Source organism: Anabaena sp. CA = ATCC 33047, assembly GCF_963870205.1.
Taxonomy (GTDB): Bacteria; Cyanobacteriota; Cyanobacteriia; order Cyanobacteriales; family Nostocaceae; genus Trichormus.
Genome location: NZ_CAWMSA010000044.1, coordinates 298,193 through 319,430, shown reverse-complemented (window position 1 = coordinate 319,430; position 21,238 = coordinate 298,193). Strand labels below are relative to the sequence as shown.

The following is a 21,238-nucleotide window of genomic DNA, read 5'->3' as shown; positions in this document are numbered from 1 at the left end:
GTCAATCGATAAGGAGGATATGATCTCTATGGCGCAAAACAAAACCCCTAAAACCAATTGGCAGTCCAACATGAAAATTGGGTTAGCTGGTTTATTCCTGTCTGGTATCATTGCTTTAGAAGCTACTAATCGCTTACCTCAAGGAACAGCGATCGCTACTTGTCCTGTAGTGGTGACAATTTTTGAGATATCGTCTGGCAAAGGCGATGAGTGACATACAGCAGTTTCCTAAGTTCTGAGGTACAAGGTTAACAGGCAGGATGCCTGTTCCACAAGGGTTTTATGATTTCAGTTTGTACCTCACTAAGATGAAATATGCTGTAATTATGCGATAGATCCCCGACTTCTTTAAGAAGTCGGGGATCTGACTCAGTAGTGGGATATTTTAATTATTTCGCGCCGTCACACACCCTACATTACTTATGGTGTTAAATAATCTTTAGGGTTTTCTGCTACCCAACCTAAAGAGGAACTGGAACGAATTTCAAAATGCAAATGGGGTTGTCTAGCGGTGGGTTGTCCTGTTGTGCCGACGCTTCCTAATAACTGTCCTTGATTGACTTGCTGCCCTACTTTGACTTGAATATTATCTAGATGGGCGTAACGGGTTTGTAGTCCGCCGTTGTGGTTGATGATGACTAGATTACCATAAGTTCCCTGTTCTTTGGCAAATACTACTTTACCAGGTGCGATCGCTCCTACAGGTGTGCCGACATCTGCTAACAAATCTACGCCACTATGAAAAAATACTTTACCTGTATATGGATTAATCTGCCAACCATAGGGTAAAGCTACCTGTGCTGTTTGCTGAAATGGATAGCCAGATAACTGAACTGTGGCAGTAGATGTAGTATTTGTCTTAGGGGAGGGAGTAAAACCATTGGGCGACCAATTTATCCCCGGTACAAATACAATTCTAGGGTCTTTTTGACAACCGTTGATTTCAAATAGCGTATCAGGACGGACTTTATATCTTGTGGCTATTTGTCGCCAAGTTTGACCGCGTGGTACTTCCACTACCACCCCATTATAAGGCGGAATCTGTAGTTGACTTCCCACAGCAGGTAGAGAACCATTCTGTAGAGATGGGTTCATACCTACTATCGTTTCTGGCACGAGATTGTAACGTTGTGCAATGCTCACTAAGGTATCACCACGAGTGACTGTATGCCGCCGAAACCGAGATAAAGCCGGAACTGGACAACCTTCTACAGCAAGACTAACATTGTTTGAGCTTGGTAGTAGAGTTGCTAGTGTTAAAGCACTGACTACGCCACTCAGAAAAGCAAAACGATAGAGAAAAGTCATGGATACAAGTTAAGAAAGCCTTAACTCTAGATATTAGATCAGGGAATTGGGAATTGGGCATGGGGCATTGATGCACTGGGCATATATGTAGAGACGTTGCATGCAAAGTCTCTACAGGTTGTTATTTTCTCCTTATCCCCAGTCACCAGTCACCAGTCGCTAAAAAGCAACTGTATGTTAAGTTTATCTGCCCACTAGCTAATGGCTTGATTACACTTAGAAATTAGCAACCTATTGCTATCCTTGAGCATGGTCATTGTTAGATAGATGTATATACCAATACATTTTAGTTAAGGCTATCAGAAGACAGATTGTGAAGTTAGAACAAGTTTGTTATCAGGACTAAAGTCCTTACTACAAACTAGCAAAAGTTAATAGTATATTTTCTTAACTAAATCATGTTGATGTATATGCAACCTCCCAAGAAGACTGTGCTGAAAGTGGCTGAAATCGTGTTTCTTTAGAGTTCCATTTGCTGCTAGGTTTCTACGTATTTTTATGAATTTATCCTTAAGGCAATTAGCTGTTTATTTATCTATATTGACGATTGGTGCTGGTGCAGGTTTGACGGGCAGTCGCTACCTGTTTCCACAAAATCGTTCGTTTCAACAACTGAAAAATGTTGCAGTTACGTTACCTTCGGAATCTGTAACTCCTAATCCTGTGACTAATTCTTTACCCGCGACTGGGGGCGATAATCTCAATTTTATCGCTAATGCGGTACAAAAAGTCGGCCCGGCTGTGGTAAGAATTAATGCTACGCGTAAAGTCCCGAATCCTATTTCTGATGCTTTAAAAAATCCGTTTTTGCGGCGGTTCTTCGGAGAAGAGGAACAGCCAATTCCACAGGAACGTATTGAACGCGGCACGGGTTCAGGTTTTATTTTAAGCGAAAAGGGGCAATTGCTGACAAATGCCCATGTTGTCGCTGACACTGATACAGTACAGGTAACGCTTAAGGATGGGCGAACCTTTAAAGGTGATGTGGTAGGTGTGGATACGATTACAGATGTGGCTGTGGTGAAGATTTCCGCCGATAACTTACCGACGGTGAGGTTGGGTAATTCACAAAATTTAATTCCTGGTCAGTGGGCGATCGCGATCGGAAATCCTTTAGGCTTAGATAATACTGTCACTATTGGTATTATCAGCGCAACTGACCGCACTAGCGCACAGGTTGGTGTCCCTGATAAACGAGTCAGCTTTATTCAAACTGATGCAGCAATTAACCCCGGTAACTCTGGCGGGCCTTTGTTAAATGCCCAAGGAGAAGTTATAGGAGTTAACACCGCTATTCGTGCAGATGCTCAAGGACTGGGTTTTGCTATCCCGATTGAAACTGCTGCCCGCGTTGCTAATGAACTGTTTACCAAAGGCAAGGCAGAACATCCTTTCTTGGGGATTGAAATGACAGATTTATCTCCTCAAAAAAAGCAGCAGATTAATCAAGAAAATCAACTGAATATTCAGCCAGACACCGGTGTGGTGATTAGAAAGGTAATAGCAGATTCCCCGGCTCAACGGGCGGGGTTACTTCCTGGTGATGTGATTCAAAAAATTAACAATAAACCTGTGAAAACATCGGCCCAAGTTCAAAAATACGTGGAATCTACCACTGTGGGAGATATTCTAGCTCTTGAAGTCAACCGCAGTGGCAAAATTCTGACTGTCAAGGTGCAGTCGGGCGTTTACCCGAAAAAGTAGCGATTAGTGATTAGTGATTAGTGATTAGTCATTAGTCATTAGCCTTTGACCTTTTTTGACTATTTGAAAGACGCTATTACGCTTGTGGGCGATAGCGTCTCCTAGAGAAGAGGGCTTCTCGTCTGAGATAATCACATTTCTATTGACTATTGATTATTAGACAAATGATCTAACTGCATCCTTTGTTCCATTTGGCGTAGAAAATAACCCGTCATCATTGCCGATGCTAATAGCCCGGCTAGGTTTTCTCTATCGGTGGTGATTTGGACGTTGAAATTTTCTGCCGGCAGCATTCCTACTAGCCCTTGGACGTTCTGAGTAATAATCTGTTTAATTTCTGGGCTAACGGATTGGGCAACGCGGGCTAGAACTTCAGGAGGCTGATGTTGGAGATACTTTAGTAACTGATTGGGGTTTTCCCCAAAGTGTTCAGAAAGTAGCTGGTTGGGGTGTTCCTCGGAGTTGTCGTTCAAAAAGTCTGGATCAAACACCATTGGCAATTTTTTTTAGCTTAGTTGCTAGTTCTACTTTAAACCATCCTCGGAGGTTAGTGTTTAATTCGGGGTGGTTGATGGTTGATGGTTGATGGTTAACTCTTCAAGAATTTCTCCCTTACTCCCCATTCCCCAGTCAAGAGTCCCCAGTCAAGAGTCCCTATTCCCCAGTCCCTAACTCTAGTTCTAGTTGTTGTTCTTTTGGTTCTTTTGCGAGAATTTGGGGGAGTTGTTCAATTTGGAAATATTGATGAAATTTTGGGGTGATTTGTAAAGAATAGGAACGGGATTCACTATCACGCTTTTTGCGAACAAAACCAAGCTCTACAAGTTCGGCAACGTGTTGATATACTCCTGAACCACGCAGGTTAATTAAATCAGTTTGGAGTATGGGACTATTGAGGGCGATCGCTGCTAGTGTCCTTAATGCTCCTAGTCCTAATTCTACTGGTATCAGGGTTTGTACTAAGTCATGATAATCAGACCGCAGTTGCAAACTGTAACCATCTGGGGTTTCTACGACTTCCAACGCGCTATCTCGACGGGCGTAGTTGTCCATTAGTTCAATCATACCTTCTTCGACCGTGGCGCGATCGCAAGCGGCATACTCGGCAATTTCTCCGAGCGACAAGGGTTTACCCTTTAAATAGAGAATCGCTTCTATCTTAGTCGCTGTGACTGTAGTCATAAATTCAACATTCTCTCATAGCCTATGCTCAGGCTTACATCTACAAAATTCCTCATTCAAAGTCAAAGGTTTTCACTTTGTCTCTTGAATTTTCTCTTGAGGCTGGTTAAATCTGTGGAATTTTAATGATTTTTCGCTGATTAGTCAAGAGATATTGGGGACTGGGGATTGGGGATTGGGGATTGGGGACTGGGTAAAAGTTCTGCTCCCTCTGCTCCCTCTGCTCCCTCGGCTTTCCTGCTCCTTAGCGACTGCTAAGGATAAATTCGGCGATCGCTAGGTCTTGGGGAGTGGTAATTTTTAAATTCGTCTCCTCTCCTTCTACAATTCTGACGGGGATACCACATTTTTCAAACAATGCAGCATCGTCTGTGACTTCCCAACCTTGTCGCACACCTTCATCGTGACATTGTTGCAACAATTTAACGTTAAATCCTTGGGGTGTCTGTGCTGCCCAAAGATTCCGCCGGTCGGGTGTACTTTGAATTATGCCATTTTCATCTACAACTTTGATTGTGTCTTTGACGGGGACAGCCGCAATTAAGCCGGAACAGTGGCGAATGGCTTGGGCGCAGGAGTTTAATAACTCTGGTGTGACTAAGCATCTAGCACCATCATGAATTAATACTTGCTCTGCTGCTTTAGGTAGTGCTTTTAAACCGTTATAAACAGATTCTTGACGGGTAGCACCACCAATGATTAATTCTACTGGTTTAGTTAAATTTAAATTAGCGAGGATTTCTTTAAATTCTGGCCAATCAGTAGGCTGAGAAATAATTCCGATCCAACTGATTTCTGTGGCTGCTTGTGCAGCTTTGAGTGTCCAAGCTAGAAGGGGTTGCGATCGCACTTCTAAGAGGAGTTTATTCCGGTCACTCCCCATTCTTTTACCTACACCGGCGGCGGGAATTAATAGATACACAGCATACCTCAATAACGATAGTGGGGATTGGGGATTGGGGATTGGGGATTGGGGATTGGGGACTGGGAGAGATGAGGGGGAAATCACAACTAAGGGACTTCCAGGAAATAAATTATCCAATTTTGTGGGATAAGCTCTCTAGCCCGTCCGGGTTTAAGGGCAGGCAAGATGCCTACCCCACAAGAATTAATTGAATATTTTTTGATTTGGAAGTCCCTAACTGTAGAGACGTTGCATGCAACGTCTCTACATATATGCCTAATGCCCAATGCCCAATGTCCCATGCCCAATTCTTCATCCCTAATAGCTAATATTCTCCTAAAATAAGGAGCGAAAGCGTCAATAATTATTATGCGAGTAGTAGCCCTTGTACCTGGTGGAATTGGCGATCAAATTCTCTTCTTTCCGACTCTAGACGATTTGAAGCGATATTATCCCAACGCTCAGTTAGATGTCGTTACCGAACCCCGGTCAAAGGCAGCCTACCGGGTAAGTCAGTCAGTCAATGAGGTACTGGCTTTCGATTTTAAAGACCGTAATAGCCTAGCAGATTGGGGCAACCTAGTCGGTACGATTCGCGATCGCGAGTATGATGTAGCTATTACTGTCGGACAAAGTTGGTTAGTGGGGCTTTTCCTTTGGTTGACAGGAATTCCTACACGTATCGGCTACCAAGGCAAAGCAGCCGGATTTCTCACCCACTCTGTACCGTTGAAATCATCCCAGTATGCGGCGACGGTTTATCATGATTTGCTGCAACCACTAGGCATTGATACCCCTACCCCAGAATTAGGGGTAAATGTGCCGAAGCCTGATATTGAGTGGGGGCAAAATGAACAAAAACGCCTAGGGGTGAATGAAACGGGTTATGTTCTGATTTATGGTGGCTCTAGTTGGGTATCTCCTACCAAGGCTGTGGATGCAATTTACCCGCTAGAGAACTGGCAGGAAATAATTGAAGATTTCCAACGCAAGCAGCCAGATTTACCCATAGTTTTGATTCAAGGGCCTAATGATGAGGCGTTTGTGCGATCGCTGCGTGTTTTGTCTCCCAAGATCAAGGTGACTGCCCCTGAAGATACTGGCAAGTTAGCGGCTATGATCGCCGGAGCTAACTTGATGTTATCTAACGAAAGTGCGCCGTTACAAATCAGCGTAGCCGTACAAACTTATACTATTGCTTTACTTGGTTCTACTGAAACTGCCAAGGTATTACCAAACAGTGATAAGTTTTTGGGAATCAAATCTCCTACTGGCAAGGTAGCAGATATTTCACCTCAAGTTGTCTTGACAAAAGTCTGGGGCGGTTAAATATCTCTCTTTTTGGGCATGGGGAATAAACAAATCAAAAGTCAAAAATCAAACATTCTCAAGAAAAATTATTGAATTTTGAATTTTGAATTTTGCATTTTGAATTGATTTTTCCCCAGTCCCCTCAAAATATCTCAAACAGGGCATCGTCTAATTCATAACCCAGTATCTGCGCCATTGACTTCAGTCGGGCTTGCCAGGGGATGTTCTGCTGTTTTAACCACTCACTCAAAATAAAAATCTTGTGCATCAAAAAGATTTCTAAAGCTTCGGGATTATACTGAATCCCCTCTTTAACACTAAATTGATGGGGTACTAGCATAGCGGTGTAACGAGCCAGTTCCCCGGCTTTCCAGTCTAGTAAAAAGGGAAACCAGGGATATTTGGCATCCAACCGTACAAACCACAGTCGTAACTCAGGAATTTCTGACAATTCGCGAGGATCACCTGGTTCTAGGGGATAGTCGATATTAAACTGTAACTGCTGTTCTTGGGTAGCGATCGCCCCCTCTTGTAGCAGTCGATGAATTACTGTATTGACTGGTGATAAGTCCAGGCTATTAACAGATTCGGAATTGAGTGCGATGGTAATTGTCATAAACTCAACAGCTACTTTTTCTATGCACAGTAGTATGCTTGAGAATCCACAGTACCAGTTTTGTGAAATTGTCGCTATATTTACGGCTGAATTCCAGGTTTAGAAGCACCTGACGCAAGATTACGCCTCAAGTCTCAAAACATTGAACAATTAGGAGTTAAAAGTAATTTAACACTCATTGCCCGTACAGTCGTCAATGCTGGTTGGCTTTGCGATAATAAGTAATCTCATCATTAATAGTGTATGGCTGCTGAATAATGACAGATAACCAAGTCAAAATACACCTGCTTGTTGGTATTCAGGGTTTGACATTATTGGTTTTCCAAGCAGACGACTGTTGGCAATTCCGCGTCTTAACGGTAGGTGGTGCTGTCTTTGGACAGCGAAAACTCTATTACACTCTCCACGCGGCTGAAAAAGCCGGGCGGGAATTGATTAGTCAGGATTTTGAGGAATAGGTGAGGGATTGGGGATTGGGGACTGGGGATTGGGGATTGGGGATTGGGATAGAGAGGAGACTTAATTTATTTCATCCATGTATATACATAATATTCTACATAAAAATAAGTTTTTTGATTTTTCCATATATATACAGAACTAACTTTCTGCGTCCTGATGGGATAGAAAGCCTTGACGAGCAAAGATTTCAATGGCTTCCGAACGAGTTAAATTATGTTTGGCTGCTAATTGGGCTAAATTTTCCCAGGCTGTGTCTGTTAATCTCATAGACCTTAACTGCTTGGGTTCATTAGCATAGTCAGTCTGGAACTTACCGGAAGATGTACGTTTGCGTCTGGATGATTTGCTGCTATTACTAGAATACTGTTGATTAGATGTATCTGTGGCCAGATTAATAGTCATTAAGTTGACTAGCTGATCAATCAGGCGATCGCGCTCCATTGGAATGATATCCTCACCATGCAGCATACTTTGAATAATCGTGAAGTGAATTAATGTCCCAATAAAAATACGTGCTGCTACTTGCGGGTCGGGTAATTGCAATTCTGGATGTTCTGTAAAATATTCACTTACCAGTTCTAACCCAGGCTTATCTATATTACTGACGAAAATTCGCGCTAAGGAAGGAAACCTTCCTGACTCCCCAATAATTAGCCTCACCAAGCTTAACAACTCTTGTTCTTGATGCACTTGATCCAAAATATGCTGTGCTAGCCGGCGCAAAACTATCTGTGGTTCCCCTTGCAAAAATTCGGGATTCTGCACTGCTAGATATTTCTCTTTTGCTAGGCGTTCAATTAAAACGGTAAACAATCCCTCTTTATCTTGAAAGTAGCTGTAGACGGTTGTTTTAGAAACACCTGCGGCTGCTGTGACTTTATCCATTGTCGTCGCTGCATAGCCATGCTTTAAAAATTCTTGCATTGCACCTGCAATAATTGCGTCTACCTTTTCGGCTGATAGCATTCTGTCTTCTGTCTGTATCTTCTTGTTTCTCATGTTAATTTTTTGCCTAGATAAACCACATTAGACGGAAATCGCGTCTTTAATTTAATTTTCCAGAAGACTCTTGACATTATTGTAATGAACGGTTTAGTTTAGTACCAGAGTAAATAAACTAATTAGTTTATTTAGCATTCTAAGCAAAAGGGGGGCTGATGATGCGCGATGTAGCAGATAAAGGTTCTGTCTTCTTTAAGCCTAGTTATCGCCCGATACTAATATTGGCAGCAATGACAAGTTTAGCGATCGCCAGCTTCAAGGTTTGGGAATTGAGGCAAACTACAGCGCAGTCTGCTGATATCAACCCAGTCAGCATACCGCAAGTGACGACGGTGACAGCATTGGGAAGACTAGAACCCAAAGGAACGGTAATCAATCTATCTGCACCTTCATCGAGTCAGGGGAGTCGAGTAGAGCAATTGTTGGTAAAAGAAGGGGACAGGGTAAAAGCTGGACAGGTAATCGCAATTTTAGATAATCGCGATCGCCTAGAAGCAGCTTACCAAGAAACCCTAGAGGCTGTAAAAGTTGCCCAGATCAACCTAGAAAAAGTGCAAGCTGGCGCAAAATCTGGGGAAATAGCCGCCCAACAAGCCGAAATTTCCCGCTTACAAGCCCAAACATTAGGTAATCAAAGAGAGCAACAGCAAACAGTCGCTAGGTTAGAAGCACAATGGCAAGGTGAAACAGCCGCCCAACAAGCCACAATTAAAAGATTAGCAGCACAACTGAAAAACGCTCAAATTGAATTTCAACGCTATCAACAACTTTACACTGACGGGGCAATTTCTCAGTCTGCTTTCGACAGCAAAAGATTGAGTGTAGATACCATTACCCAGCAGTTAGACGAAGCTAAGGCAAACTTATAACGCATTGATAGCACTGGAAGCAAGCAAATTAGCGAAGCCAAAACAGCCTTAGCTAGAATTAACGCCACTGGTGTCAAACAAGTGAGTGCAGCCACCGCCACCTTAGATAAAATAGCGGAAGTGCGTCCTGTAGATATAGCCGCCGCCAAAGCAGAAGTCAGGCGTACCATAGCCGCAGCCAAACAAGCCAAAGCCAATTTAGCGCAAACTTATGTCAAAGCTCCCCAAGATGGTGTAATATTTGACATTCATACTCGTGCAGGTGAAGTAGTATCTAACAACGGCATCGTCGAAATTGGGCAAACTCACCAAATGTATGCAGTCGTGGAAGTTTACCAAAGCGATGTTAACAAAATCCTTCCAGGTCAACAGGTGCAAATATCAAGTAATTCTCTCCCTGGACAACTACAAGGAACAGTAGATTGGATTGGCTGGAAAGTACAACGACAGAACATTATTAACACTGACCCTAGTGAAAATATTGATGCCAGAGTTGTAGAAGTTCACGTCAAACTAGATGAAATTTCTAGCCAAAAAGCTGCCAAGTTTACTAATTTGCAAGTCAAGGCGGTGATTCAACTATGGGATTAGTTCAAGAACTACAACGGCGCACCCCTTTAGGATGGTTGCAACTCAGCCATCAAAAAAGTCGCTTGCTAGTAGCTTTAGCAGGTATCGCCTTTGCTGATGTGTTAATTTTCATGCAGTTAGGTTTTCAAAACGCCTTGTATGACAGTAACACCCGCCTCAACCGTGCTTTTCTGGCAGATATCATTTTAATTAGTCCCCAAAGCCGGAATATGCAAAATTTGGCTACATTCTCCCGGCGAAGACTGCTACAAGCGTCGGATGTACCGGGTGTAAAATCAGCCACACCCTTGTATGTTGGTTTAGTAACTTGGAAAAATCCCCAAACTCGCCGCAAGACTACAGTACAAGCCATAGGATTTAATCCTGAGCAACCAGCACTGAACATTGCAGGGGTGAACAGTCAGCTAGATAAAATTAAACTACCAGAAACATTTCTATTTGATCGTGGTGCTAGGGGAGAATATCAACAAGTTTTTCAGCAAATCGATGCTGGTCAAGTTGTCACCACCGAAGTTGATAGACGTACTATTACCATTGGTGGCTTATGTGAAGTACCCCAACTAAGCTGACGCTATAGTTGCGGCTTCGCGTCTCATTCGCCATTGCCTCCTTGCACAAGTACAGATTGGTCTTACACAGCGTTTCTGGTATTGCTACCTTTATCTTCTCCAGGAAGAACCCGCGCCGCCATCCCACTTCCTGGGACAGTTTGATTGCTTTTCGTCTTACTCGCCTTGGATTTACGACAATGGTCAACCAGCTAGGTTTTCAGATTCCCCGATCTACCGATTTATCTGCGGCAAGGTTCGTACACCTACTTTGAAGTTAGCCTGTCTGTTCAATACGGTCGGGTGGGTTGTCAACCATGTATATTATACCGTAGATTTGACTGTGGGTGTGATTATTGTCTATCAAGTTTTATCAACAGATGTGAATGCCCATATCCGAGAATACGCCACATTTAAAGCAATGGGTTATCGTAATTCTTACCTGTTAGGAGTGATTTTTGAAGAAGCAATTATTTTAGCTGTTTTGGGTTTTATCCCTGGTTTTATTGTACCCTTGGGACTTTATCAGTTAGCCGCAAACGCGACAAATTTACCGATATACATGACCACCGCTAGAGCCATCATGGTTTTATCGCTGACTATAATTATGTGTACAATTTCGGGAGCGATCGCCACTCAGAAATTACAAGCGGCTGACCCGGCGGATATGTTTTGAAAAATTCAAAATTCAAAATTCACAATGTACAACTTTTATAATTCTGAGCCTGTGATTGCTATTGAAAATTTAGACCATTATTTTGGTACTGGTCAACTGAAAAAGCAGGTTTTATTTAATATTAACCTGGAAATTAACGCCGGGGAAATTGTGATTATGACAGGGCCTTCGGGTTCTGGGAAAACTACTCTACTGACTTTAGTCGGGGGTTTGCGTTCTGCTCAGTCTGGCAGTTTGCGCGTATTAGGTAAAGAACTCTGTGGTGCTAGTAGTGAACAGCTAACTCAAGCACGACGTAATCACGGTTATATTTTTCAAGCGCATAACTTACACGGCAGTTTAACAGCATTGCAAAATGTGCGGATGGGTTTAGAAGTGCAACCAAACATTTCACCGCAGGAAATGTTGACTCGTGCAGCAGAAATGTTGACAGCAGTGGGGTTAGGAAATCGCTTAGATTACTATCCAGATAATTTATCAGGGGGACAAAAACAACGGGTAGCGATCGCGCGTGCTTTAGTTAGTCAGCCTAAAATAGTTTTAGCAGATGAACCCACCGCCGCACTAGATAAACAATCGGGGCGTGATGTGGTGAAATTAATGCAGAAGCTAGCTAAGGAACAAGGTTGTACAATTTTGCTTGTCACCCATGATAACCGGATTTTAGATATTGCTGACCGGATTATTTACATGGAAGATGGTCATTTGATTAAAAATGGTGTCGGTGTTGCGGTTGTTGATTAATTAGCTTTTGTTTGATTTAATTTTTAAACGCAGAGGAGAGGCGGCGCGTTGGGCGGCTGTGCCGACTTGTAGCGACTGCCGTCGCGCGGAGGTAAACGCAGAGGAGCGCGGAGGTGCAAGGTAGCAGAATGTTTTAATCGGGTGGTGTGGTTTCTTCAAAAGGTCGAATAATTGCGGGTGCTGGTGTTACTTCTGGTTGGAAGATGGCTTGTAAGGCTTGTTCTAGGGTTTGTGTCATCACAATCCGGTTTTCGTAGGCTACTACTACTCGGACTAAGGTTGGTAGACTGTTTTGGGTGGCTTCTAGGTAAATTGGTTCAACATACAGCAGAGATTGTTCTATGGGAATAATTAATAAATTCCCTTGAATTGCTCTGGAACCTTGACGATTCCACAATGATATTTGTTGTGAAATTACTGGGTCTTGGTTGATTCTGGCTTCGATTTGTTCTGGCCCGTATACTAGGCGTTCTTTGGGGAAGACATACAGCAATAATTTACCGTAGTTTTCACCATCGGAACGGGCGGCTAACCAGGCGACTAAATTAGTCCGTTGTTTGGGTGTGTAGGGTAAAAGTAGGATAAATTCTTCAAAGGGGACAGTCGGTAGGCTGGTAATTAAATAATAAGGCTTGAGCAAACGAGATTCACTGCCATAAATTTCTTTGGGGATTTGCCACAGGTCTTCCCGGTTGTAAAATACCAGGGGATCTGTCATGTGGTAAATCATCAACCGTTCTGATTGAATTGAGAAGTAGTCTACCGGATAGCGGATATGGCGGCGCAGAGTCACCGGCATTTGACTCAGGGGTTGGAAAACGTCAGGAAATATGGCTGACCAAGTGGCAATGATCGGATCTCTGGGGTCAGCGATGTAAAATTTTACTGTGCCGTTGTAAGCATCAATCACGATTTTGATTGAGTTACGGATGTAATTAATGCCTTCTTTACCTGGGTCGGAGTAGGGATAGCGATCGCTAGTTGTGTAAGCGTCTACAATCCAGTATAAATAGTTATCCTTACCGGGAAATTCTGGACTGGCTTCAGCACTGACTAAATAGGGGTCACTGTCAAATTTTAAAAAAGGTGCGATCGCCTGAATTCTTTGCTTGACATTGCGGCGGAATAATACTTTAGTATCTGGTAAAAAGTCCCTTGTAAATAACATTTGCCAATCTTTTAAATATGTGGCAAATAACAACCGTCGCCACGGCGCACCAATCCGCACACCACCCAAACCATCGTAGGTGTTATAAGCGTTATCGCTACCACTGGGATAATCTAATTCTCTGACTCTTGTGCCAGTCATTACATAAGTATTAGTAATTTCACCGTAATAAATCCGGGGTTGCCCAATGGGTATGCTATCTCGAATGGCTTCATTAGCAGTGTTCAGAGGATTGTCATCACTACCAGCAATATCTTTAACGAAATATTCTGGTAATCCTCCCGGCCCGACTGTATTCACGGGACTCATGGTAAACCCGTAGCCGTGAGTATAAATTAAATGTTGGTTGACCCAGGTTTGAGCTTGCTGGGGTACTGCACTATAGTCTAATTCCCTGGCGGCAATTAGTACCTGTCGCCTTTCTGTGGCTTCGTTGATCTCTTGGTCTGGGATGGGTAAGGAACGGGGGGCGGCTGGTCGGCGTGCTTTGACTTCCGTTTCTATGGTGTAGCGGTCAATATCGGCATCGGGGAAGCGATAATATGGTCTGAATTGTTGTAGTTGGCGGTTGGTTTCTAAGAGGGGTCGCTGATCCCAAAGACGAATATTACGAATTGTCAGGTCATTTTCTCTAATATCAGCTTCCGTGAGTGTACCTTGGGGATTAAAAGCTTCGGCGTTGATGGCTTCTAAATCAAATGCTTGTCTAGTTAGGGCAATTGTGCGCTGAATGTATAGTTGTTCCCGTTGTAATTCGTTGGGCTGGACAATTAAAGATTGCACTACGGCAGGTACGACATGACCAGCTACCACCACCAAAGATAAATATAAACCTAATCCGTAAATGACAAAGCGGCGATATCTAGATCCAGGTCGCCAAAAGATGGTTCGCCAAATTAAATAAGTGGCGATCGCCAATGCCACAGCACACAAGGCATTGTAAGCTGGTAACTGAGCATGAACATCTGTATAGCTAGCTCCATAACTCACCCCACGGGCAGAATAAACCAGTTCGTAGCGACTCAGCCAATAACTGAAGGATATCAACAGCATTAATAAGCCACCCATCGCGTATAAATGACGCTGCTGTTGCGATGTCAAACCGGGGAAAATTCCCTGACTGAGACTGTCGGCGGATAACAGATAGGTGAGGGCGACGGCGGCAAAGCCATACAAAAACATCCCCATCAGCCACAGTTCGAGTAATTCCCAGAAGGGGAGAGAAAATACATAAAAGCTGATATCGAGTCCAAATAAAGGCTCAGTGCTGTTGAAGGGTGTGGGGTGGAAGTATTGCAGCACTTTAGCCCAGTTCTGGAACATAATCGTACCGAATACTAGGCTGAGGATGATCGCGATCGCTGGCAATACAAATTGAGCATAAAATAAAATGGCGATCGCTGCCCCGATAACCAAGCCCAGATAAGACAATTGATAAATAATTTGTTCTCCCACCTGCCAAATTGTCTCTAGACGGAATGGGGCGAGAATAGGGAGATTATTCTTATTCAGGGCTGGATACCAATAAGAAAGGGCAATATGACCGTAGTGAGCCAGCAATAACCCTACTAACAAACTTAATACTAAAACTAAAGGTAGTAACAACCGCAGTCTTAGCGGTTTTAAGCGTTGCTCCTCTAGCTTGCGGGGTGGACGACGTGGAGTAGACTGAGGACTCAACAGTTTTTTAAGTTCGCTACTAAGTCCGCCTTCCTCCTGTTTAACTTCCTCAATTTTTAAGGAATGGGGATACTTGAGGCGGTGCGCCCAAGCCAAATTTCCCAGTAAATAAGTAGCAGTGATAGCGGTGGCGACTACCCATAAACCACCACGAGTCACCAGCCTGACTAAAAATACTGGTAAATAGCCGACTTCCTGAAACCAGAAAATTTCTGCACCTAAACGGGAACTCAAATCCCCAAACAGGAACAGCCCCAGGAATGCTATTGAGAGTCGTAAGAACCATTTCCAAATCATGCTTTGGCGGCGAACCTAGTAGTCTCTTATATATTATGAATTCATTTGGCAATCATTGGACGTAATCACATCAATCTGTAAATGATACAGGCTAGCAATTGCCAGTTATACTTTTATACCAATAGCGTGATTCTTGCATCTACCTAATGGTTAACAGCTTCTCACCCTCAAGGATTTGCCAAAACCATTTATCATTACCTCGCCCCATAGTTAACACAAGCGGGAATTTGCTGATTTTTAATCTTAAATTTAAAGTTATAAATTATGCTCAGTAGTGTTGATCGATTATTATTTGTGCGGCGAGTCCCAATATTTCGGGAATTGCGGGACGATTTTATTGTGCGGTTGGCTTCAGTAATGCACGAGTTACATTTTTCAGCCAATCACACAATTTTTAGACAAGGGGAAGAAGGGCGATCGCTGTATATAGTTGTTTCAGGTAGGGTAAAAGTGCATATTGGCGATAAACAACTGGCAGTAGTAGACCAGGGTAAATACTTCGGTGAAATGGCAGTATTTGATACACAACCCCGGTCTGCTTCTGTCACAACTTTAGAACCCTGTGAATTTTTAGAACTAACTCAACAACAATTGTATGATGCGATTGAAGAAACTCCCGATATAGCAGTTAACATCATTCGTGAGTTATCGCGTCTGATTCGCCAATTGAACGAAAATATCAACGTCACAGCTTCAAGTCGGTAATATTCAAGATTTTTACCAACCTCTACATTGTTCAAGAAAACGCTGGGGAATTTCTACACTGTTCCCCCAGTGCAGATGAATATAAGAAGCATGAACATTTATTGGTAAACACCAACCCTCAAACCCCAAATTTTCCTCAACGTCGTAGCGATAAGTTGTAAACAAAGGCTGCTGAGAATTTGATATTACATGAGAACGATGGAACTCATGTCCATAAATATTTGTTCCGGCATTGACTAATAGATTATCTTGCAAAGCTACAGCCCGACGATAGCCTAAAGTCAGCTTTTTATCCATCGCCGCAGATGTGGGTAATATTCCCACCATCGGCCAAGATTTGCCCTCAAAATCAACGATTTGCTCACACAAATACATTAACCCACCACACTCAGCAATGGTGGGCATTCCGGCAATAATTGCTTGTTTGACACTATCACGGGCTTGGGTGTTAGCTGCTAATTCTTGAGCAAATACTTCTGGAAAACCACCACCGAAATACATTCCTTGCACACCTTGGGGTAGTTCTGCATCTGCTAAAGGACTCCAAAAGACTAACTCTGCCCCTAAATTTTGCAGTATATCGAGATTATCTTGATAGTAAAAATTAAAGGCGCGATCGCGTGCTACGGCAATCTTGAGGGATGAGGGAGATGAGGGAGATGAGGGAGAAATTTCTACTTTGTCTTCTGTTTTTAACAGAGGTAATAAATTATGCCAATCGAAGCAATTATCACCTAAATCGGCGAGGCGAGTCATCACAGCATCCAATTCTGGGAGTTCGGCGGTGGGGATTAAACCTAAATGGCGGTCGGGAATTGTGATGTTATCTTGACGACGTAGTACACCGAGAATGGGTAAATCTAGAGGTTTGAGAGAGTCTTTGAGTAGGGAAAGATGGCGATCGCTTCCTACGCGATTTAACACTAAACCACCAATTTTAATTCTAGGGTCAAAAGCACAATAACCGTGAGCGATCGCCGCCACCGAACCAGACAAGCGGCTACAATCAATCACCAACACCACAGGTAAATCTAACAGTCGCGCAATGTGCGCTGTACTCGCAAAATCAGTGCTGAGTGCTGAATGTGTATTTTCCCTCCCCTGCTTCCCAGTCTCCTTGACTCCATCAAACAACCCCATCACCCCTTCTACCAAAGCATATTCGCTGTTTCGGTGATGACGGGCAAAACACTGCTGAACATAAGCTTCTGAAGTTAATACTGGGTCTAAATTACGACACGGGCGACCTGTAACATAGGTGTGAAACATCGGATCAATATAATCTGGCCCCACCTTAAAAGACTGCACCACAGCACCACGCCGACATAAAGATGCTAATAATGTCAGCGTAACTGTTGTCTTACCTACCCCACTACGTTCCCCAGCAATCACTAAAGCCATTTGTAGTTTTTAATTAACAGTGCTAATTACGAATTTATCAATGTTAGCTATCCCATAAGGTTGATAGGATGGGGAAAAGCTAAAGTTTTGTGCTACAGGTAACAATTCTGTTTAATCATGACTACTCTAGAAGTTGCTTCTTCCCTGACTCATATCGCCCAACAAACCCGCCAAGCTGCAAGTAAATTGGCACTGCTGTCTACTGAAGTGAAAAATCAAGCGATCGCCGCCATCGCTGAAGCTTTAGAATCAGCACAGGATGAAATTCTACCAGCTAATATTGCTGATTGTGAAGCGGCTACGGCGGCAGGAATTGCCAAACCTCTGTACAAACGCTTGCAGTTAGATGAACATAAATTAAGAGATGCGATCGCTGGGGTGCGAGATGTCGGTAAGCTAGCCGATCCTGTAGGACAAGTCCAAATTCACCGCGAACTTGATACAGGCTTGGTTCTCAAACGCATTACTTGCCCTTTAGGCGTATTAGGCATTATATTTGAAGCCCGTCCCGAAGCAGCGATTCAAATCGTCTCCTTGGCGATTAAATCAGGGAATGGCGTAATTCTCAAATGTGGTAAAGAAGCAGTCCGTTCTTGTGAAGCCATAGTCAAAGCAATTAAACAGGGTTTATCTCAAACTGCTGTCAGTCCTGACGTTGTACAGTTACTAACAACTAGAGAAGAAACCATAGAACTTTTAAAGTTAGATAAATATGTAGATTTAATTATTCCCAGAGGTTCTAATTCTTTTGTGCGGTTTGTTCAAGAAAATACCCGCATTCCGGTATTAGGTCATGCTGATGGAATTTGTCATCTTTATTTAGATCAAGCTGCTGATATTACCAAAGCTATCAATATTACTGTTGATGCTAAAGTACAATATTGTGCTGCTTGTAATGCTATTGAAACTTTGCTAGTTCACCAAGCAATTGCGGCGGAATTTTTGCCAAAACTAGCGGCAGCTTTACAAGCAGTTGATGTACAATTAAGAGGCGATGAACCTACTTTAAAAATATTACCTAATATCGCTGCTGCCACTGCTATAGATTGGGAAACCGAATACAGTGATTTGATTTTGGCCGTGAAAATTGTAGACTCTTTGGAAGAGGCGATCGCTCACATCAATGAATATGGTTCACGCCATACTGATGGCATTGTCACAGAAGATTTAACAGCAGTCGAAACATTTTTTGGCTTAGTTAATTCCGCCGGAGTTTTTCATAATTGTTCTACCCGTTTTGCTGATGGTTTCCGCTATGGTTTCGGTGCAGAAGTCGGAATTAGTACCCAACAAATGCCGCCCCGTGGCCCTGTTGGTTTAGAAGGACTGGTAACATATAAATATCAGTTGACTGGTAATGGTGATATTGTCGCTACCTATACAGGGGCTAATGCTAAAGCCTTTACTCATCGGGATTTGGAAGAATTTTAAACGCAAAGGAGCGCGGAGGTAAACGCAAAGGAACGCGGAGAAGGAACTTTGCGTACCTCTGCGTTTAAACTAAGGCTTTGAGTAATGCTTGAAGTTTGAGTTGAATTTCGGCAAATTCTTTTTCAGGATCAGAACCGGCGACGATACCAGCACCAGCATATAGTCTAGCGCGATCGCCATCTATGAGGGCTGAACGTATACCGACGATAAACTCACAATTTCCTTGCGAGTCTACCCAACCTAAAGGCGCAGCATACAAACCTCTCTCGAAGTTTTCGTAACGTCGAATTTCTTCACAGGCTACGTCTCTTGCTGCACCGGCTACGGCTGGTGTAGGATGCAGTTGGGCGACAATCTGTAATGGATGGACGTTAGCTGGAACTATGGCTTGAATTGGTGTCCATAGGTGCTGAATGTTAGATAATTGTCTCAGTCGCGGTGCTAAAACTTGGGGTAATATTCCTAGTTGGGTGAGGCGTTGGGTAATGAAGTCCATGACTAATAAATGTTCATGTCTTTCTTTTTCGCTGTTGAGTAAACGGTTGGCGTTTGCTGCGTCTTCCGCAGGTGTTTTACCTCTGGGTGCAGAACCAGCTAAAGCATCAGTAATTAACTGTTGATTGTGTATACTAATTAGTCTCTCTGGACTCGCACCAATAAAGTTTTGTCCTCTGCCGTTACTGGTAGAAAAAATATAGCAGTTTGGATGAATTCTGCGGAGATTATTTAAGGAGTTGAATAAGTTAAAGTTCTGATGGGAATTGACATCTAGGACATCTGCCAAGACAATTTTCCTTAGATGGCTAGAATTTATTTTTTCTAAGGCTGATATGACTGATTGTTTAAATTGCCCTGGATTAACAACAGATTTTTTCGTGAAGATAGCGGGGAAATAATCAAGATTGGGCGAGTCAGGTTTTACAGAATTAATTTCATCTATTTTGTTGCTGAGATTTTCGATTACTTTTTGAATATTGACATTGGCATGAATTACTGTATTCATTACCAATATACATTTTTCATCTTTTAGAGATATTTGCCAACGTGGTAGAAAAACTGTTGCTGATGGGAAGGGATAATCAGCTTGGTTATGTTGATCAAAAAAGCTGAAGTAACAAAAAAAGTGCGCCCCAGTAAATGCTTCGTTAGTAATACCAAAGTTTATGATATTTTTTAGGTTAGATTTGATAAAATATTCAGCCTGAGCAAAGCGTTCTTTACCATTAAACTGGATTTTTGTTACTGCGTCGATGGCTGCGATCGCCTCACCTTTGCCACGATTCTCAAAGTAAAAATTTATTGCATTTGCTTGCGCTAATTTATCTAATACTATCAACGGATCAATTAAGTCAATTTCCAGGGAAACGCTGACAATTTGCCTACAATCGTTTTTCAGGCAGTTTTCCTGAACAGCTAACAAAAATTGGTATAGCTCTTTGTGTGCTATGAAGAAGTGACTACGACATGGTGAAACTGTCATGGATCTATAAATAGTAAATTTTTTTTAAGAAATCTTCCAAAAGTGTAATTAAACATGGTCGTATTTCTACAGGTAACATATTCAGTCACCATTTCACCAGAGTATGGTTAGCCTTATTGGTCTTGTTCCCAAACCCTGACAAGTCAAGTTAAAGCTGCGGTTAGAAATAAAAAGCGTAAAAGTTGTCATGAGGAGGTTAAATCGTTACGGTTAAAACAAAAGTGTTTCCTACCTGAGTATTATAAGGGTGTTATCAAAACATTAAAAACGCAATTTAAAATAAGTTTCTCACACTTTAATTAATCACGAGTGATGACTACAAAGCAAGTTTATCCTTTTGAGAGTAAATTATGGATGGCGGCAATTAAACCGCCGATGTACAGCGTTGCGATTATGCCGATTTGGGTGGGTACATCTGTAGCATTTGCAGAAAATAAATTTGTGAATGTAGGGATATTTTCTACTTTTATAGCTGCCGCAATTTTAATTTTGGCTTGGGAAAATATTAGTAATGATGTATTTGATTCCGAAACAGGTATAGATGTCAATAAACACCATTCACTGGTGAATTTAACAGGTAAAAAAAATTTAATATTTTGGTTAGGAAATTTGTGTTTAATGGCGGGGTTGTCGGGAATATTAGCGATCGCCATCTGGCAACAAGACCCCACCATTATCGGAATCATTCTGTTATGCTGCGCTTTGGGCTATATGTACCAAGGGCCTCCCTTCCGTTTAGGATACCAAGGTTTAGGTGAAATTCTTTGCTTTTTTGCCTTTGGGCCTTTAGGCATCACCGCCGCATACTACAGTCAAACCAAAACTTGGTCAAACACCAGTCTAGCAGCCTCGGTGATTGTCGGCATTGTCACCAGTTTAATATTATTTTGCTCCCACTTTCATCAAGTTAAAGATGACATCGCCGCCGGGAAGCGATCGCCTATCGTCCGCTTAGGCACAGCCACAGGCGCAAAAGTTCTAACTTGGTTGACAGCTAGCATTTATCCCTTAACCTTGCTATTTGTACTCTTGGGCATTTTCCCTCTGTGGACGCTGTTAAGTTGCTTAAGTCTGCCCTACGCCTTCAAATTATGTCGCCACGTCCAGCAAAATCACAATCAACCAGAAAAAGTCAGTAATTGTAAATTCATCGCCGTAGCCG

At 42.7% G+C, this 21,238-nt stretch carries 17 protein-coding genes and 3 pseudogenes; 11 read left to right on the top strand and 9 right to left on the bottom strand.

Annotated elements, in window-relative coordinates; translation table 11 throughout:
- Positions 1–28: 28 nt before the first annotated feature.
- Positions 29–214: a hypothetical protein gene (locus AACS98_RS13300; protein ID WP_066380537.1), complete on the top strand. Its 186-nt coding sequence runs from the start codon at positions 29–31 to the stop codon at positions 212–214.
- Positions 215–420: 206 nt separating this feature from the next.
- Here AACS98_RS13300 and AACS98_RS13295 read toward each other — a convergent pair whose 3' ends face one another.
- Positions 421–1,308 (bottom strand): LysM peptidoglycan-binding domain-containing M23 family metallopeptidase, encoded by an 888-nt coding sequence (locus AACS98_RS13295; RefSeq protein WP_066380536.1) that lies wholly within the window; start codon positions 1,306–1,308, stop codon positions 421–423.
- 498 nt (positions 1,309–1,806) lie between these two features.
- Between AACS98_RS13295 and AACS98_RS13290 the strand changes: the two genes are divergently transcribed.
- Positions 1,807–3,012: an HhoA/HhoB/HtrA family serine endopeptidase gene (locus tag AACS98_RS13290; protein WP_066380534.1), complete on the top strand. Its 1,206-nt coding sequence runs from the start codon at positions 1,807–1,809 to the stop codon at positions 3,010–3,012.
- Between the two features lie 146 nt (positions 3,013–3,158).
- Here AACS98_RS13290 and AACS98_RS13285 read toward each other — a convergent pair whose 3' ends face one another.
- The 3 genes from AACS98_RS13285 to ispD form a co-directional block, all read right to left on the bottom strand.
- Positions 3,159–3,506, bottom strand: a complete 348-nt coding sequence (locus AACS98_RS13285) for a DUF760 domain-containing protein (RefSeq protein ID WP_066380527.1) — start codon at positions 3,504–3,506, stop codon at positions 3,159–3,161.
- Between the two features lie 160 nt (positions 3,507–3,666).
- Entirely contained in the window at positions 3,667–4,194 is a 528-nt protein-coding gene (scpB, locus tag AACS98_RS13280; protein ID WP_066380526.1) for an SMC-Scp complex subunit ScpB, read from the bottom strand.
- A gap of 244 nt (positions 4,195–4,438) precedes the next feature.
- Positions 4,439–5,116, bottom strand: coding sequence for a 2-C-methyl-D-erythritol 4-phosphate cytidylyltransferase (ispD, locus tag AACS98_RS13275; RefSeq protein WP_066380998.1), 678 nt, complete (start codon positions 5,114–5,116; stop codon positions 4,439–4,441).
- A 351-nt stretch (positions 5,117–5,467) separates the two neighbouring features.
- Here ispD and AACS98_RS13270 point away from each other — a divergent pair, with 351 nt between their 5' ends.
- Positions 5,468–6,427, top strand: a complete 960-nt coding sequence (locus tag AACS98_RS13270; RefSeq protein ID WP_066380525.1) for a glycosyltransferase family 9 protein — start codon at positions 5,468–5,470, stop codon at positions 6,425–6,427.
- A 124-nt stretch (positions 6,428–6,551) separates the two neighbouring features.
- On the opposite strand, the gene AACS98_RS13265 is transcribed toward AACS98_RS13270, so the two are convergent.
- The gene (locus AACS98_RS13265; RefSeq protein WP_066380523.1) at positions 6,552–7,025 is read right to left on the bottom strand and encodes a CRR6 family NdhI maturation factor; all 474 of its coding nucleotides are present in this window, start codon (positions 7,023–7,025) and stop codon (positions 6,552–6,554) included.
- 257 nt (positions 7,026–7,282) lie between these two features.
- Here AACS98_RS13265 and AACS98_RS13260 point away from each other — a divergent pair, with 257 nt between their 5' ends.
- A complete protein-coding gene (locus tag AACS98_RS13260; protein ID WP_066380521.1) occupies positions 7,283–7,483 on the top strand; it encodes a hypothetical protein in 201 nt (66 codons plus the stop codon).
- Between the two features lie 139 nt (positions 7,484–7,622).
- Here the strand turns inward: AACS98_RS13260 and AACS98_RS13255 are convergent, their stop codons facing one another.
- Complete coding sequence (locus tag AACS98_RS13255) at positions 7,623–8,483, bottom strand: TetR/AcrR family transcriptional regulator (protein ID WP_066380520.1); 861 nt, start codon at positions 8,481–8,483, stop codon at positions 7,623–7,625.
- Between the two features lie 158 nt (positions 8,484–8,641).
- Here AACS98_RS13255 and AACS98_RS13250 point away from each other — a divergent pair.
- The 4 genes and pseudogenes from AACS98_RS13250 (at position 8,642) to AACS98_RS13235 (ending at position 11,914) form a co-directional block, all read left to right on the top strand.
- Positions 8,642–9,946, top strand: a pseudogene (locus AACS98_RS13250) (ABC exporter membrane fusion protein).
- Positions 9,937–10,492, top strand: a pseudogene (locus AACS98_RS13245) (ABC transporter); the annotation flags it as partial. The pseudogenes AACS98_RS13250 and AACS98_RS13245, both read left to right, overlap by 10 nt.
- A gap of 345 nt (positions 10,493–10,837) precedes the next feature.
- Positions 10,838–11,170: pseudogene (locus AACS98_RS13240) on the top strand (FtsX-like permease family protein); the annotation flags it as partial.
- A 24-nt stretch (positions 11,171–11,194) separates the two neighbouring features.
- Positions 11,195–11,914: a DevA family ABC transporter ATP-binding protein gene (locus AACS98_RS13235; RefSeq protein ID WP_066380515.1), complete on the top strand. Its 720-nt coding sequence runs from the start codon at positions 11,195–11,197 to the stop codon at positions 11,912–11,914.
- 133 nt (positions 11,915–12,047) lie between these two features.
- On the opposite strand, the gene AACS98_RS13230 is transcribed toward AACS98_RS13235, so the two are convergent.
- Entirely contained in the window at positions 12,048–15,059 is a 3,012-nt protein-coding gene (locus tag AACS98_RS13230; RefSeq protein ID WP_084386909.1) for a UPF0182 family protein, read from the bottom strand.
- Positions 15,060–15,323: 264 nt separating this feature from the next.
- On the opposite strand from AACS98_RS13230, the gene AACS98_RS13225 reads away from it, so the two are divergent.
- The gene (locus AACS98_RS13225) at positions 15,324–15,764 is read left to right on the top strand and encodes a cyclic nucleotide-binding domain-containing protein (RefSeq protein WP_066380513.1); all 441 of its coding nucleotides are present in this window, start codon (positions 15,324–15,326) and stop codon (positions 15,762–15,764) included.
- A 12-nt stretch (positions 15,765–15,776) separates the two neighbouring features.
- Here the strand turns inward: AACS98_RS13225 and AACS98_RS13220 are convergent, their stop codons facing one another.
- Positions 15,777–17,165, bottom strand: coding sequence for a cobyrinate a,c-diamide synthase (locus AACS98_RS13220; protein WP_066380511.1), 1,389 nt, complete (start codon positions 17,163–17,165; stop codon positions 15,777–15,779).
- Positions 17,166–17,282: 117 nt separating this feature from the next.
- On the opposite strand from AACS98_RS13220, the gene AACS98_RS13215 reads away from it, so the two are divergent.
- Positions 17,283–18,596, top strand: coding sequence for a glutamate-5-semialdehyde dehydrogenase (locus AACS98_RS13215; RefSeq protein ID WP_066380508.1), 1,314 nt, complete (start codon positions 17,283–17,285; stop codon positions 18,594–18,596).
- A 64-nt stretch (positions 18,597–18,660) separates the two neighbouring features.
- Here AACS98_RS13215 and AACS98_RS13210 read toward each other — a convergent pair whose 3' ends face one another.
- Positions 18,661–20,076 (bottom strand): isochorismate synthase, encoded by a 1,416-nt coding sequence (locus AACS98_RS13210; protein WP_066380506.1) that lies wholly within the window; start codon positions 20,074–20,076, stop codon positions 18,661–18,663.
- Positions 20,077–20,388: 312 nt separating this feature from the next.
- On the opposite strand from AACS98_RS13210, the gene menA reads away from it, so the two are divergent.
- Positions 20,389–21,238, top strand: an 850-nt coding sequence (gene menA / locus AACS98_RS13205; protein ID WP_084386908.1) for a 2-carboxy-1,4-naphthoquinone phytyltransferase, incomplete at its 3' end; no start/stop codon positions are given.

Excerpts from the sequence above, each read along its gene's own strand:
- AACS98_RS13300 (WP_066380537.1), top strand. The coding sequence starts at position 29 with ATGGCGCAAAACAAAACCCCTAAAACCAATTGGCAGTCCAACATGAAA.
- AACS98_RS13295 (WP_066380536.1), bottom strand. The coding sequence starts at position 1,308 with ATGACTTTTCTCTATCGTTTTGCTTTTCTGAGTGGCGTAGTCAGTGCT.
- AACS98_RS13290 (WP_066380534.1), top strand. The coding sequence starts at position 1,807 with ATGAATTTATCCTTAAGGCAATTAGCTGTTTATTTATCTATATTGACG.
- AACS98_RS13285 (WP_066380527.1), bottom strand. The coding sequence starts at position 3,506 with ATGGTGTTTGATCCAGACTTTTTGAACGACAACTCCGAGGAACACCCC.
- scpB (WP_066380526.1), bottom strand. The coding sequence starts at position 4,194 with ATGACTACAGTCACAGCGACTAAGATAGAAGCGATTCTCTATTTAAAG.
- AACS98_RS13270 (WP_066380525.1), top strand. The coding sequence starts at position 5,468 with ATGCGAGTAGTAGCCCTTGTACCTGGTGGAATTGGCGATCAAATTCTC.
- AACS98_RS13265 (WP_066380523.1), bottom strand. The coding sequence starts at position 7,025 with ATGACAATTACCATCGCACTCAATTCCGAATCTGTTAATAGCCTGGAC.
- AACS98_RS13260 (WP_066380521.1), top strand. The coding sequence starts at position 7,283 with ATGACAGATAACCAAGTCAAAATACACCTGCTTGTTGGTATTCAGGGT.
- AACS98_RS13255 (WP_066380520.1), bottom strand. The coding sequence starts at position 8,483 with ATGAGAAACAAGAAGATACAGACAGAAGACAGAATGCTATCAGCCGAA.
- AACS98_RS13235 (WP_066380515.1), top strand. The coding sequence starts at position 11,195 with ATGTACAACTTTTATAATTCTGAGCCTGTGATTGCTATTGAAAATTTA.
- AACS98_RS13230 (WP_084386909.1), bottom strand. The coding sequence starts at position 15,059 with ATGATTTGGAAATGGTTCTTACGACTCTCAATAGCATTCCTGGGGCTG.
- AACS98_RS13225 (WP_066380513.1), top strand. The coding sequence starts at position 15,324 with ATGCTCAGTAGTGTTGATCGATTATTATTTGTGCGGCGAGTCCCAATA.
- AACS98_RS13220 (WP_066380511.1), bottom strand. The coding sequence starts at position 17,165 with ATGGCTTTAGTGATTGCTGGGGAACGTAGTGGGGTAGGTAAGACAACA.
- AACS98_RS13215 (WP_066380508.1), top strand. The coding sequence starts at position 17,283 with ATGACTACTCTAGAAGTTGCTTCTTCCCTGACTCATATCGCCCAACAA.
- AACS98_RS13210 (WP_066380506.1), bottom strand. The coding sequence starts at position 20,076 with ATGACAGTTTCACCATGTCGTAGTCACTTCTTCATAGCACACAAAGAG.